This window comes from Comamonas sp. BIGb0124 (genome assembly GCF_003752175.1).
GTDB lineage: Bacteria > Pseudomonadota > Gammaproteobacteria > Burkholderiales > Burkholderiaceae_C > Comamonas_F.
In genome coordinates this window covers 323150-336602 of record NZ_RJVF01000009.1, presented here as the reverse complement: position 1 = coordinate 336602, position 13453 = coordinate 323150, and the positions used below count along the sequence as shown (strand labels likewise).

Below are 13453 nucleotides of genomic sequence, written 5' to 3'. Positions count from 1 at the left end.
CACACGCGGCGGTGCACGGACTCACGCGCTGCGGCGTGCATGGGTTGCGGGCGAGACGGCCTGGCAGAACGCGTCGACCTGCGTCACCCAGCCAAAAAAAGTCTCGATGTTGTAGACCGCTGCCGACTGGATCGGCGCACCGCCCAGTTCGTGCGTGGCATCCTCGAGCAGCACGCCGAAATACTCCAGGTGGAAGGCATCGCGCAAAGTGGACTCCACGCACACATTGGTGGCGATGCCGGTGAAGACCAGGTTGCGGATGCCACGCGCACGCAACGTCGAATCGAGCGTGCTGTTGAAGAAACCGCTGTAGCGCGTCTTCGGCACCACGATGTCGCCCGGCTGCGGCGCGAGAGCCTCGACCATCTCGTAGTCCCAGCCCCCCTTGGCCAGAAAGCGCCCCTGCAGTTCAGGCCGCCGCCGCATGGTCTTGAGCGCATTCGACTTGTGCCAGTTGGGCGAGCCGGGGCCGCCGGCTTCCACATAGGCCGCATCCCAGCCGTTCTGCAGGAACACCACCGGAATGCCGGCCGCCCGCGCGGCGGCCACGGCCTGCGCCACCCGGCCGATCACGCCCTGCGCACCCGAGATATCGAATCCCGCCGTGTCCACGTAACCGCCGATCGAGGCATAGGCGTTCTGCATGTCCACCACGATGAGCGCCGTCTGCGCAGGCACCAGCGCCAGCGGCTCGGGCCGGGTCGGCAGCAGCAGCGCGCGGCCCGTGCCCAGCGCGGCTACCGCCTCGGGGGCGCCGACGGGTTCGGTGGAAGTCAGGGTCTGGTTGGTCTTGTGCAGAGTCGTCGTTTGCGGATTCGCGGCCATTTCGATCTCCTGTCAGGCGGCGGCCGCCAGAGCGGCCCGGGCGCGCGAGGGCACCGGCGTGTCGGCACAGACCCGCGAGGCCATCAGCGGCTGGATGCGCTCGCCGAAGTTGTGCACGCCCTGCACGAAGTCGTCGAACGTCAGCAGCACACCCTCCGTTCCGGGCACCTCGGCCATCTCGTCGAGCATGCGCGCCACGCTGGCGTACGAGCCCACCAGCGTGCCCATGTTGATGTTGACCGCCGAGGTCGGGTCCGTCATCTGCCGCACATTGGTGTCGGTGCCGGACTTCGTGTCCGCCGCGCCCTGCTGCCCCATCCAGGCGATGGCCTCCTGGTCGGCCCCGGCCTTGTAGTGTTCCCACTTGGCACGCGCGGCTTCGTCGGTCTCGTCGGCAATCACCATCATCAGCACGTAGGTGCTGACATGGCGGCCGGTCTTTTCGGTGGCCTCGATCAGCCGCTCGGCCGCGGGCGCAAACGCCTTGGGCGTGTTGAGCCCCTTGCCGAAACAGAAGTTGTAGTCGGCATGCCGGGCCGAGAACGCCATGCCGGCATCGCTCGAGCCGGCGCAGATCACCTTCATCTCGCCCTGCGGACGCGGACTCAGGCGGCAATCGTCCATCTGGAAATGCTGTCCCTTGAAATCCGACTGCCCCTTGCCCCACAGCTCGCGCAGCACCTGCACGTATTCGGTGAGGTATTCGTAACGCGTGCCGAAGAAAGCGTCGCCGGGCCACATGCCCATCTGCGAGTACTCGGGCCGTTGCCAGCCCGTCACCAGGTTGACGCCGAAACGCCCGTTCGAGATCGAATCGATGGTCGAGGCCATGCGGGCCACGATGGCCGGCGGCATGACCAGCGAAGCGGCTGTCGCGTACAGCTTGATCTTGGTGGTCACCGCGGCCAGCCCGGCCATCAGCGTGAAGGATTCGAGGTTGTGATCCCAGAATTCCGTCTTGCCCCCGAACCCGCGCAGCTTGATCATCGACAGCACGAAGTCCAGGCCGTAGTGCTCGGCCTCCAGCGTGATCTGCTTGTTGAGCTCGAACGTGGGCTTGTACTGAGGGGCCGTCTCGGACAGCAGCCAGCCGTTGTTGCCTATCGGAATGAAAACGCCAACCTTCATGATCAAAAGCTCCTGAGTGGGTAGAGGCCATCGCGCCGGCCCGTGGGGCCGGTGCACTCATGCAGACATCCAGCCCTATGCATGCGCCATGCCAGTCGACAATTCCTTTTGGATTCAACGACTTGCTCGTCCCTCTCGAAAATTGGCTGACCAAATGGTCCAAATTTGGGCAGAACGCCCCGGCCAGCCGACCGGTCGTGGTGCGGCTTGACCTGTTTCCGTGCGCCGTTCGACCGGCATCGCCGACCCCAGTTGAATTTTTTTCATGATCGAATGAAAAAATACATCTTGCATCGATGACCTGTCATTCACAGAATGACGGCCCCTGTTCTGGATAACAGACGCCCGGCGCCGGCGGCCTCTGTCCAGGCGAACCCCATTCCAAGACCCGTCATGACCACTCCTCTGAACCCGCCCTTCCGCGCCGATCACGTCGGCAGTTTCCTGCGCCCCCAGTACCTGCTCGAGGCGCGTGAACAGCATGCCAAGGGCGCGATCGATGCCGAGCAACTGCGCCGCGTCGAAGACCGTGCCATCGCCGAAATCGTGAAGTTCCAGGAAGACGTGGGCCTCAAGAGCATCACCGACGGCGAATTCCGCCGCACGTACTTCCATGTCGACTTCCTGCGCCAGCTCGGCGGTGTCTCCAGCGGCGAACCCGTCACCATCCAGCGCCCGGACGGCAAGCTCGAACTCGCGCCCCCGGTGATGAAGGTCGTCGACAAGGTGCGTCACGTCAAGGACATCCAGCGCGCCGACTTCGAGTTCCTGAAAAGCCAGGTCTCGGCCGGCAGCACGCCCAAGGTCACGATCCCGTCGCCCACCATGCTGCACTTCCGCGGCGGCCGTGCCGGCATCAGCCGCGAGCACTACCCTGAGCTCGATCCGGCCTTCTACGACGACGTGGCCCGCGCCTATGGCGAGGAACTGCAGTCGCTGGCCGCCGCCGGCTGCCGCTACGTGCAGATGGACGACACCAACCTGGCCTACCTGTGCGACGAGAAGATGCGTGAAGCCGCCCGCCAGCGCGGCGACGACCCGGACGAACTGCCGCACCGCTATGCCCAGTTCATCAACAAGGTCGCGGCCTACAAGCCGGAAGGCATGATCCTCGGCATCCACCTGTGCCGGGGCAACTTCAAGAGCACGCACGCCGCCAGCGGCAACTACGAGCCCGTGGCCGAAGCCCTGCTGGCCGAAATGAACCTCGACGCCTACTTCCTCGAGTACGACGACGACCGCAGCGGCGACTTCCGCCCGCTGCGTTTCCTGCCCAAGGGCAAGCTGGCCGTGCTCGGCCTGGTGACCACCAAGTTCGGCGAGCTCGAGTCGAAGGACGACCTCAAGCGCCGCATCGAAGAAGCCGCCCGCTACGCCCCGCTCGACCAGTTGGCCCTCTCGCCCCAGTGCGGTTTCTCCAGCACCGTGCACGGCAACGACATCGCCGTCGAGGCTCAGCGCACCAAGCTGCGCCTGGTGATCGAGACCGCACAGGAAGTCTGGGCCGACGCGTGAGTCGACACGACGACGCGCAGTCGACGCTGCGCCAGGGACCGATGCGCCCGTTCCAGATCGTGGCCATCGCCCTGTGTGTGCTCATCAGCATGATCGACGGTTTCGACGTGTTGGCCGTGGCCTTCACAGGCCCCTCGATTGCAGCGGAGTGGTCGCTCACACCCGCCCAGCTCGGCCTGGTCTTCAGCGCCGGGCTGGCCGGCATGGTGCTGGGTTCGATCTTCATCTCGCCCTTGGCCGACAGCCTGGGACGCCGCCGCATCGTGCTCGGATGCCTGGTCATCCTGACACTGGGCATGGCCGCGACGGCGCTGGCCCAGAACCTCGAACAGCTGCTCGCCCTCCGGGTCTTCACCGGCCTGGGCATGGGCGGCATCCTGGCCGGCATCAACACCGTGGTGGCCGAGTACGCCAACGACCGCCGGCGCGATCTGGCCATCAGCTTCATGGCCATCGGTTATCCGATCGGGGCCATGCTGGGTGGCCTGGCCTCGTCCTGGATCATCGCCAACCAGGGCTGGCACGCGGTGTTCCTCTACGGCGCAGCCGCTTCGGCGCTGACCCTGCCGCTGGTCATGGCCGCCATGCCCGAGTCGCTCGACTTCCTGCTCGCGCGCCGGCCGCCCGGCGCCTTGGCGCGCTACAACCGCCTGCGCACCAAGCTCGGGCTGCAGACCGTGACCGCCCTGCCCGCTGCGGCCGCCCGCGCACCCCGTACCGGCATGGCGCAGGTGTTTCGCCTAGGCATGGCCCGCAGCACCGTGCTGGTGTGCCTGAGCTATTTTCTGCTCATGGTGTCGTTCTACTTTCTGGTCAACTGGACCCCCAAGGTGCTGGTCAGCATGGGCCGGTCGGTCCAGCAAGGCATTTCGGGGGCGGTGCTGATGAACCTCGGCGGCATCGCCGGCGGTCTGCTGCTCGGCCTGCTGTCGCCGCGCCTGGGCCTGCTGCGCGTGACCACGGCGGCGCTGGTGCTGTGTTTCGGCAGCGTGGTGTGGTTCGGCGGCACGCACGCCGGGTTGAACGGCCTGATGGCGCTGACCCTGGTCATCGGCTGCTTCATGTTCGGCAGCATGATCGGTCTCTATGCCCTGGCGCCCGCCGTGTTCCCGACGGCCGTGCGGGCCTCGGGCACCGGTCTTGCCCTGGGTATCGGACGCCTGGGCGCCACCGTCGGCCCGGCCCTGGCCGGTCTGCTCATCGCAGCCGACTGGTCGCGTCCGGCCTACTTCGGTGCATTGGCTCTGCCGCTGCTGCTGGCGGCCTGCTGTGTCTGGGCATTGCATCGCCCGGCTGCGGCAGCGCTGACGATCGGCTCGGCACCGGCCCGCAGCTGACCGCAAAAGGCTGCACCCGCTGCAGCCGCCTACCGCCGTCCGGAGCCGCACGCTGCGGCGGCGGCGCTCTTCGCCGTGCCCGCGGCGGCGTCCACCGCCCGGCGTGCCACACCCGGGTCGTCGGCAAACACCCCGTCGACGCCCGCGCGCAGATAGGCGACCACCTCGGCTTCGCCCCGGCCCCTGACTGTGTCGTCGCCCACCGGTTCGCCCTTGAGCGCCGCCGGCAGGAAGGCATTCTCGGGCCGCAAGGTCCACACCACCACACTCAGGTCGGCCGCGTGGGCCCGCGCCACCAGCTCGGAGGCCGCGCCACCGCGGGCCACGGCTTCCGGCCCCAGGACCAGCGATTTCACGGGCGCCAGCACATCGGCATAACGGCGCATGGCCGCCAGCCCTTCCGGCGTGAGCAGATCGGCGTAGCTTCGGCTGTCGCCTGCCACCGTGAAGTCGTACGGCTGGCCCCGTGCACCCACGAGTTGCGCCAGCCGCACGGGCGTGCGCTGCCGCAGCGCCTGCAGATTCGCGACCTCGAACGATTGGATCACCACCGGCGCATCCGCCTGGTTGAGTCCGTTCGCCTCGAGCAATGCCACCAGAGGCTCTTCCAGCGGCATGCCGATGGACTGGAAGTACGTCGGATGTTTGGTCTCGGGCGCCATGCCGATCGCACGGCCCAGCCGCGTCGATTCGCTGCGGACCAGATCCACGATCTGCTGCAGCGAGGGGATGCCATAGCGGCCATCCAGACGCGCATTGGCGGGCCGGATGGCCGGGATGCGCTCGCGCGCCCGCAGGGTCTGCAGTTCGGCCCAACTGAAATCCTCGGCGAACCAGCCGCTGACCCGCCGGCCGTCGACGGTCTTCGTGGTGCGTCGGTCGGCGTAGTCGGGCCGCTCGGCGACATCGGTGGTCGCCTCCACCACGTGGCCATCTGGCCCCAGCACCGCCAGCGCGTTCTCGTGACGCGCCACCAGCACGCCGTCGCGCGTGATGACCAGATCGGGCTCGATCACATCGGCACCGTCCGCAATCGCCTGCCGGTAGGCCTCCAGCGTATGCTCCGGCCGCAGGGCCGAAGCGCCGCGATGCGCGTACACCGCCGGCACGGGCGGCCAGTCGTCGCCGCCGGAAACATGCCAGGGCCGGGGCAGGCCGCAGCCCGCGGCCAGGGACTCGCCGCGCGCCGACGGCATGGCGGAGGCCAGCACGGTGCCCCACGCCAAAGCGATCATCGCACTGCGCCAGCCGGCTGGAACCGGTGACTTTCGGCCAGGCAACCCCATGCGCATCCCTTCTTTTGCAAGCGTTCAGGATCGATTAAACGACAATGTCGACATGACACGTCAGCCCGGCTCCTCCCACCTCTCGATCGCCCATCTCTGGCCGCCCGTGGCGGCCATGGCGCTGGTCATTGCGCTGTCCAACTACCTGGTGCAGTTTCCCATCACTGCCTGGCTGACATGGGGGGCATTCAGCTACCCTCTGGTTTTCCTGGTGTGCGACCTCACCAATCGCGCCGTCGGCCCCGCGGCGGCCCGGCGAGTCGCCTGGATCGGCTTTGCCGTCGCCATCCTGCTGTCGCTGGCCGTGGCCCCCTGGCGCATCGCCCTGGCCTCGGGTACGGCCTTCATCGTGGCGCAGGGGCTGGATATCGCCCTGTTCAACCGCCTGCGGCAGGCCAGTTGGTGGAAGGCGCCGCTGGCGGCCTCGGCTGCCGCGTCGGTGATCGACACATTGGTGTTCTTTTCGATTGCCTTTGCCGGCACGGCTTTTAACTGGCTGACCCTGGCCCTGGGCGACATGCTGGTCAAGCTCGCCATGGCAGTCGTGCTGCTGGCGCCCTATCGCTACATGCTCGGTCATCTCCAGGCCTGGCGGCCTTCGTCGGCGTCCTGAGCCGAAGGCAGGCTGGCCGGGCAGTTCATCTGGCTGACCACCAGTTCGTCGAGTTGCTGGCGAGAGGACGCCGGCAGATAAGGCGCCATCAGGGCCATCACCTGAACCGTTCCGCGCTGCATGGCCGCCGGACCGCTGTCGGGTTCGAGCGCCTGTCGCGGGTCGCGCACGTATTCGTAGCTCAGCCAATACATCAGCACCAGCACCATGCTGGCGGCCAGGCTGTCGGCATCGCGGGGCTGCAGCTGCAACGTACCCGCGCGCTGCAGCGTCACCAGCACTTCGAGCAGAGCCGCCTTCTTGTGCGCCAGCAGTTCCTGCATGTGCGTCTCGACGCGGTGGTTGTTGGCCAGCAGATGATTGAGGTCGCGGTACACGAAGCGGTACTGCCAGATGCTGCCGAACAAGGCCTGGGTGAACTGCCAGGCACCCGGCACGTCGCGCACCAGGTCGCTGGTATTGAGCACGGCCAGCATGGAGAACTCATGCTGGTCGAACAGGGTGTTGATCAGGTCGTCCTTGGAGGCGTAGTGGTAATACAGATTGCCCGGGCTGATGCCCATCTCGGACGAAATCTGCGTGGTCGAGACATTGGTCATCCCAAACCGATTGCACAAGTCCAGCGCAACCTCGAGTATGCGCTCCGCAGTACGACGCGGCGGCTTTTTACTCATGCAACGTGCCCTCTCGCGTAAACGCCCAAAGCGCGGCAAACGACCGCGCTGTGACGCTACTTTATAGGGAACGCACTCAAATCCTGTTAGCGCAAGCCCTAGGTCGGGAAGCCGGGCGGGCACACGTTTCGTGGTAGCCGGCAGCCTGCCGAACCGCGCCGCGCCAGCCGGCGCAGCCTCGACTCAGGCGGCGGCGGGCTGCTGCACGTCGACCAGTTCGTCCACGCCGTAGAGCACCGCGAGCTCGAGCAGATAAGGGGGCAGATTGCGCACCCTGAAATCCAGCCGGGCTTCCTGGGCCGTACGGCGGCAGGCCAGGATCACCGCCAGCGCGGTCGAATCGAAACGCCGCAGTTGCGAGCCGTCCAGCACCACCGCACCGCTGCGCTGGGCGCGCATCGCCTGCGCCAGCATGCGTTGCGCGTCGCTGCCCTGCGCATGGGTCAGCTCCGAAGGGAGCACCAGGGGCGCGGCGGGGGCATGGGATTCGGTGGACACGCTCATGGGTTTGCTCCAGGGCCGTTCAGGCCGTCGTCGTCATCAGGGCTTGGCAGCGGCGGCAGCGGGAGCCGACGTGCCTTGGCGGGCCGCCTGCTCGTTGAGCTGCTTGATCAGGCCATCGATGCCCGAATTGTTGACCACCTGGGCGAACTGGCTGCGGTAGGAGTCCGCCATCCACACGCCCATCACGTTGATGTCGTAGACCTTCCAGCCGTCGGCCATCTTCTGCATGCGATAGTCGAGCTGCACCGGACCGGCCTGACCGCCCTGGAGTTCGCTGTTGACGACGACCTCGGTGTCGGACGGCGCAGCGCGCAGCGGCCGCACGGCCAGCGTCTGGTTGCCGACTTGCCTGAGTGCACCCGCATAGGTGCGCACCAGCAGGTTCTTGAAGGCATCCTGCAATTGCGTGCGCTGCTGCGGCGTCGCATTGCGCCACGACGGGCCAATGGTCGAAGCCGTCATGCGTGCAAAGTTCACATGCGGCATCACCTTTTCGTTGACGACCGACATCACCTGCGTCACGTCGCCCGCCTTCAGGCCGGGGTCCTTGCGCACGATGTCGAGCAGTTCGGTCGACAGGCGTTTGATCATGGCATCCGGTGCCTCGACCTGCTGCGCCATGGCGGCACCGCCCCACAGCGAAGCCGAACCGATCAGCGCGGCAGAAAGAATATGGAATAAACGACGGTTCATGTTGTTGCTTTCTTGAGAGGGAGTTCGAGCTCCCGGTCATGTCGTGGAAGACATTGCAGGCAAACAGGGGCATCCACCCCATGTTTGAGACTGCGTTTTGTCGACGGATGTTCCCGAACAGCCGTGAATCCGGCTGGCCCGGATCACCGTCGGCGCCAGAATCAGGGGGCGACGGTCACGGGTGCCGGTCCAGGTGCCGAGTCATCCACACTGTAGTCGGTGTTGTCGTACTGAACTTCGCCATTCTTGCCCACCGTGCGTAGTTGCAGGTAAGCATCGCGTGTCAGCAAATACCGATCCAGCGCCGCCGTGTTGAGCAGGTCGGTGGCATTGAGCAGACGCGCACGCGCATCCAGGATCCGGCCGCCCGTCAGGCTGTTGCGCCAAGGGATGTCGTTGATCTGGCCGATCGGGTTGCCCCACGAATCGACAGGCAGTGCAGCGGTGTCGCGAATGGTCGAGGGGCCGAGCAGCGGCAGCACGAAGTACGGACCCGTCGGCACGCCCCAGTGGCCCAGCGTGAGACCGAAGTCCTGCTTGTGGCGGGCAATGCCCATGGGCGTGGCCACGTCGATCAAGCCGCCGATGCCGAAGACCGAATTGGTCGCCACGCGGAAAAAGCTGTCGGTGGTCGCTTGGCCCTTGCCTTGCAACAGGTTGTTCACCGTCGACCACATGTCGCTGAGGTTGCCGAAGAAGTTGCTCACACCCGTGCGGATGGGCGACGGCACCACGTTCACGTAACCTTGCGCCACGGGACGGGCAATGTTGTCGTCCACCGCATCGTTGAATTTGGAGATGGTGCGGTTGTAGGGCTCGAGCGGATCGCGCGGATCGGCGTTCGGCCCCGTCGCGCAAGCCCCGAGGGCCAGCGGCAAAAACAGGCACAGTGCAGCCTTGCGCAGGTGCTGGACGGGTTGCTCGGTCGTTTTCATTGCAGTCATTGTCGGTCTACCGGGATGGCGGAATTGTACGAGGGGGAGCCCGTCAGGGCTTCGCGGCCGGCGTATCGGCCGACGAACCGCCCTCGGCAGCCTTGTTGTAGAGGAACTGGCCGATCAGGTTTTCGAGCACCACGGCCGACTGGGTCTGGTTCACGACCGCACCCGCCGCCAGTTGCTCGTCCTCGTATCCGGCATCGACGCCGATGTATTGCTCGCCGAGCAGACCGCTGGTCAGGATCTTGAACGAGCTGTCCTTGGGAAAGTGGTACTGGTTGCGCATGGCCAGCGTGACATTGGCCCGGTAGGTCTGGCCGTCGAGCTGGATGTTGTCGACCCGGCCGACGTTCACGCCGGCACTCTTGACCGCGGCGCCGGGCTTGAGGCCGCCGATGTTGTCGAAGCGCGCGGTGATGGCGTAGGTGCTGTCGAAGTTCAGCGTCAGCAGGTTGGCCGCCTTGAGTGCCATGAACACGATGGCGGCGGCACCCAGCAGAACAAAAAGCCCGACCCAGATATCGTGGCGTGAGCGTTGCATAAATTCTTACTCCATTGCGGCCGTCGGGGCCTTGGGACCCGGCGGCCGGACATGCTGGAAACCAGCGTGAATCAAAAACTGAACATCAGGGCGGTGAGTACGAAGTCGAGACCGAGCACCACCAGCGAACCGATCACCACCGTCCGGGTGGTCGCCCGCGACACGCCTTCGGGCGTCGGCGTGGCGTTGTAGCCCTGGAACAGGGCCGTGAAGGTCACCGCCAGGCCAAACACCACGGCCTTGATGAGACCGTTGCCGATGTCCGTCCAGACATCGACACCCGACTGCATCTGCCCCCAGAAGGAACCGGAGTCGACGTTGAGCATCTGCACGCCCACGACCCAGGTGCCGATGATGGCCACGGCACTGAACATCGCGGCCAGCAGCGGCACGGCGATGACGCCGCCCCAGAAACGCGGCGCCAGCACACGGGCCACCGGGTTCACGGCCATCATCTCCATGGCCGAAAGCTGTTCGCCCGATTTCATCAGGCCGATCTCGGCCGTGAGCGAGGTACCCGCGCGGCCGGTGAACAGCAGCGCCGTGAGCACCGGCCCGAGCTCGCGCACCAGCGTCAACGCGACCAGCAGGCCCAGCGCGTCGGAAGAGCCGTAACGGCCCAGCGCATAGTAGAACTGCAGTCCCATCACGAAGCCGACGAAAAGGCCCGAGATGCCGATGATGACCAGCGAATAGTTGCCCAGGAAATGGACCTGGTCGACCACCAGGCCGAAACGCCGCAGCATGCCGCGGCCCTGCGCCAGCAACTGCCAGAAAAGACGGGCACCCGCGCCCAGGTCCGCGATCTTGCTGCGAACCGCAAAACCGACATCCGAAGGATTCCACCAACTCATGCCTGACCTCCGGGCACACCGAAATCCTGGGCCACGCTGGGCCCTGGGTAATGGAAATGCACGGGGCCGTCGGGCCGCGCCTGGACGAACTGCTGCACCAGGGGATCGGTGCTGGCACGAACCTCTTCGGGCGTGCCCTGCGCGGCGATGCCGCCGTTGGCCAGGATGATCACCTGGTCGGCAATGGCAAACGTTTCTTCCAGATCGTGCGAGACCAGGATGGTGGTCAGTCCCAGCGCCCGGTTGAGCCGGCGGATCAACTGCGCGGACGTGCCCAGCGAGATCGGATCCAGACCCGCGAACGGTTCGTCGTACATGATCAGCTCGGGATCCAGTGCGATGGCGCGGGCCAGCGCCACCCGGCGTGCCATGCCGCCGGACAGGTCGCTGGGCATGAGATCACGCGCGCCCCGCAGACCGACGGCATTGAGTTTCATCAGCACGATGTCGCGGATCAGCTCTTCGGGCAGATCGGTGTGTTCGCGCAGCGGGAAAGCGACGTTGTCGTAGACCGACATGTCGGTGAACAAGGCGCCGAACTGAAACAGCATGCCCATGCGCCGGCGTGCCTGGTACAGCCCCCGGGCGTCGAGACGGCCGACGTCCTGGCCGTCGAACAGCAGTTCGCCGGATTGCGCATGGGCCTGGCCCCCGATCAGACGCAGCACGGTGGTCTTGCCGCCGCCGGACGCCCCCATCAGGGCCGTCACTTGGCCACGCAGCACATCGAAGCTCAGGTTCTTCAGAATGGTCCGCTCCCCGTACCCGAAGGTCAGGTTGCGGCACTGGATCAGCGCGGAATCGTTGGTTGATGTCATCAGCTTGCAGTTGCCGGCATCATCATGCTCAGCCGGTGGGAGTAAGGGACGATGATACGATTTTTTGCGACTCCGCCAATTTCGGAAATGTAATGCCCCAAAAAGCAGACGGCGTACAGCGCTTGGAGCGCTGTACGCCGTCGTGTTTTCCAGCCCCGGACAGCCGGGGGCGGACACGGAAGACCGGGATCCGCCGGTGATCGACAGCCTCGAACCTGCGCAGATGCACAGGCTCGCGGGCGTCAACGCGGCAGGTCGGAGTAGCCCATCAGGAACTCGTCGACCGACCGGGCGGCCTGGCGGCCTTCGCGGATGGCCCAGACCACCAGCGACTGACCGCGGCGGATGTCGCCGGCCGCGAAGACCTTGGGCACGCTGGTGGCGTAGCCCCCGGTGAAATCGGTCGTGGCGCGTGCGTTGCCGCGGTTGTCCTTCTCGACACCAAAAGCCTCGAGCACGGCGGCCACCGGATGCACGAAGCCCATGGCCAGCAGCACGAGATCGGCCTGGTAGGTCTTCTCGGTGCCGGGCACCTCGACGAACTTGCCTTCCTTGAACTCGACCTGCACGGTGGTCAGACCGGTGAGCTTGCCCTTCTCGCCGATGAACTCCTTGGTGGCGATGGCGAATTCGCGCACGCCGCCTTCGTCATGGCTGGAGCTGGTACGCAGCTTGTAGGGCCAGTAAGGCCAGGTCAGCGACTTGTTCTCGGACTCGGGCGGCATGGGCATGAGTTCGAACTGCGTCACGCTGGCCGCGCCGTGGCGGTGGCTCGTGCCCACGCAGTCGCTGCCGGTGTCGCCGCCGCCGATGACGATCACGTGTTTGCCGTCGGCACGGATCTGGCCCTTGAACTTGTCACCCGCGTTGACCTTGTTCTGCTGCGGCAGGAACTCCATGGCGAAGTGCACGCCGGCCAGCTCGCGGCCGGGCACGGGCAGGTCGCGCGACTGCTCGGAACCACCGGTCAGCAGCACGGCGTCGAACTCGGCGTCGAGCTGCTCGGGCGTCACGACTTCCTTGGCCCAGTTGGTGACCTTGGAGTCCTTGCCCAGCGTGTCCTGGGCGTAGCCCACGGCCACGCCGGTGCGCACGGTCACGCCTTCGGCTTCCATCTGCGCCACGCGGCGATCGATGTGGCTCTTTTCCATCTTGAAGTCGGGAATGCCGTAGCGCAGCAGGCCGCCGACACGGTCGTTTTTCTCGAACAGCGTCACGTCGTGACCGGCGCGGGCGAGCTGCTGGGCAGCGGCCATGCCGGCCGGGCCGGCGCCGACCACGGCCACACGCTTGCCGGTGCGATGCTTGGCGATCTGGGGCTGGACCCAGCCTTCGCTCCAGGCACGGTCGATGATCGCGTGCTCGATCGACTTGATGCCGACCGCATCGTCATTGATGTTGAGCACGCAGGCGGCCTCGCAGGGTGCGGGGCAGATGCGGCCGGTGAATTCCGGAAAGTTGTTGGTGCTGTGGAGCACCGTGATCGCGCTCTTCCAGTCCTGGCGATAGACCAGGTCGTTGAAGTCGGGAATCACGTTGTTGACCGGGCAGCCGTTGTTGCAGAACGGCGTCCCGCAATCCATGCAACGGGCACCCTGCACCTTGGCCTGCTCGGACTCGAGTCCGATCACGAATTCCTTGTAGTGCTTGAGACGCTCCTCGACGGGCTTGTAGCCCTCTTCGATGCGCTCGTATTCCAGAAAGCCAGTGACTTTGCCCATGGCTCT

The 13453-nt window shown here is 65.9% G+C and carries 14 protein-coding genes; 3 read left to right on the top strand and 11 right to left on the bottom strand.

The features are described 5' to 3' along the window. Window positions 1–21 precede the first annotated feature (21 nt). Window positions 22–825, bottom strand: coding sequence for a pyrimidine utilization protein B (rutB, locus tag EC845_RS07720; protein ID WP_123296841.1), 804 nt, complete (start codon window positions 823–825; stop codon window positions 22–24). Between the two features lie 12 nt (window positions 826–837). After that, a complete protein-coding gene (rutA, locus tag EC845_RS07715; protein WP_123296840.1) occupies window positions 838–1953 on the bottom strand; it encodes a pyrimidine utilization protein A in 1116 nt (371 codons plus the stop codon). Between the two features lie 393 nt (window positions 1954–2346). On the opposite strand from rutA, the gene EC845_RS07710 reads away from it, so the two are divergent. Further along, a complete protein-coding gene (locus EC845_RS07710; RefSeq protein ID WP_123296837.1) occupies window positions 2347–3468 on the top strand; it encodes a 5-methyltetrahydropteroyltriglutamate--homocysteine S-methyltransferase in 1122 nt (373 codons plus the stop codon). Then, the gene (locus tag EC845_RS07705; protein ID WP_233597981.1) at window positions 3465–4805 is read left to right on the top strand and encodes an MFS transporter; all 1341 of its coding nucleotides are present in this window, start codon (window positions 3465–3467) and stop codon (window positions 4803–4805) included. Before EC845_RS07710 ends, EC845_RS07705 begins: the two co-directional genes overlap by 4 nt. A gap of 29 nt (window positions 4806–4834) precedes the next feature. Here the strand turns inward: EC845_RS07705 and EC845_RS07700 are convergent, their stop codons facing one another. After that, window positions 4835–6040: a glycerophosphodiester phosphodiesterase gene (locus tag EC845_RS07700; RefSeq protein ID WP_233597980.1), complete on the bottom strand. Its 1206-nt coding sequence runs from the start codon at window positions 6038–6040 to the stop codon at window positions 4835–4837. A 103-nt stretch (window positions 6041–6143) separates the two neighbouring features. Here EC845_RS07700 and EC845_RS07695 point away from each other — a divergent pair, with 103 nt between their 5' ends. Next, entirely contained in the window at window positions 6144–6704 is a 561-nt protein-coding gene (locus EC845_RS07695; RefSeq protein ID WP_233597979.1) for a queuosine precursor transporter, read from the top strand. On the opposite strand, the gene EC845_RS07690 is transcribed toward EC845_RS07695, so the two are convergent. The 8 genes from EC845_RS07690 to EC845_RS07655 form a co-directional block, all read right to left on the bottom strand. After that, entirely contained in the window at window positions 6668–7378 is a 711-nt protein-coding gene (locus EC845_RS07690; RefSeq protein ID WP_123296836.1) for a TetR/AcrR family transcriptional regulator, read from the bottom strand. The genes EC845_RS07695 and EC845_RS07690 overlap by 37 nt on opposite strands. Window positions 7379–7561: 183 nt before the next feature. After that, a complete protein-coding gene (locus tag EC845_RS07685; protein ID WP_123296834.1) occupies window positions 7562–7882 on the bottom strand; it encodes a lipid asymmetry maintenance protein MlaB in 321 nt (106 codons plus the stop codon). 36 nt (window positions 7883–7918) lie between these two features. Then, complete coding sequence (locus tag EC845_RS07680; RefSeq protein WP_123296832.1) at window positions 7919–8575, bottom strand: phospholipid-binding protein MlaC; 657 nt, start codon at window positions 8573–8575, stop codon at window positions 7919–7921. Window positions 8576–8736: 161 nt separating this feature from the next. Continuing rightward, window positions 8737–9510: a VacJ family lipoprotein gene (locus EC845_RS07675; protein ID WP_123296830.1), complete on the bottom strand. Its 774-nt coding sequence runs from the start codon at window positions 9508–9510 to the stop codon at window positions 8737–8739. Window positions 9511–9562: 52 nt separating this feature from the next. Further along, the gene (gene mlaD / locus EC845_RS07670; protein WP_123296828.1) at window positions 9563–10054 is read right to left on the bottom strand and encodes an outer membrane lipid asymmetry maintenance protein MlaD; all 492 of its coding nucleotides are present in this window, start codon (window positions 10052–10054) and stop codon (window positions 9563–9565) included. Between the two features lie 71 nt (window positions 10055–10125). Further along, window positions 10126–10908 (bottom strand): lipid asymmetry maintenance ABC transporter permease subunit MlaE, encoded by a 783-nt coding sequence (gene mlaE / locus EC845_RS07665; protein WP_123296826.1) that lies wholly within the window; start codon window positions 10906–10908, stop codon window positions 10126–10128. Beyond that, entirely contained in the window at window positions 10905–11726 is an 822-nt protein-coding gene (locus EC845_RS07660; protein WP_123296825.1) for an ABC transporter ATP-binding protein, read from the bottom strand. Before EC845_RS07660 ends, mlaE begins: the two co-directional genes overlap by 4 nt. A 242-nt stretch (window positions 11727–11968) precedes the next feature. Next, window positions 11969–13447 (bottom strand): glutamate synthase subunit beta, encoded by a 1479-nt coding sequence (locus EC845_RS07655; protein ID WP_123296822.1) that lies wholly within the window; start codon window positions 13445–13447, stop codon window positions 11969–11971. Window positions 13448–13453 lie beyond the last annotated feature (6 nt).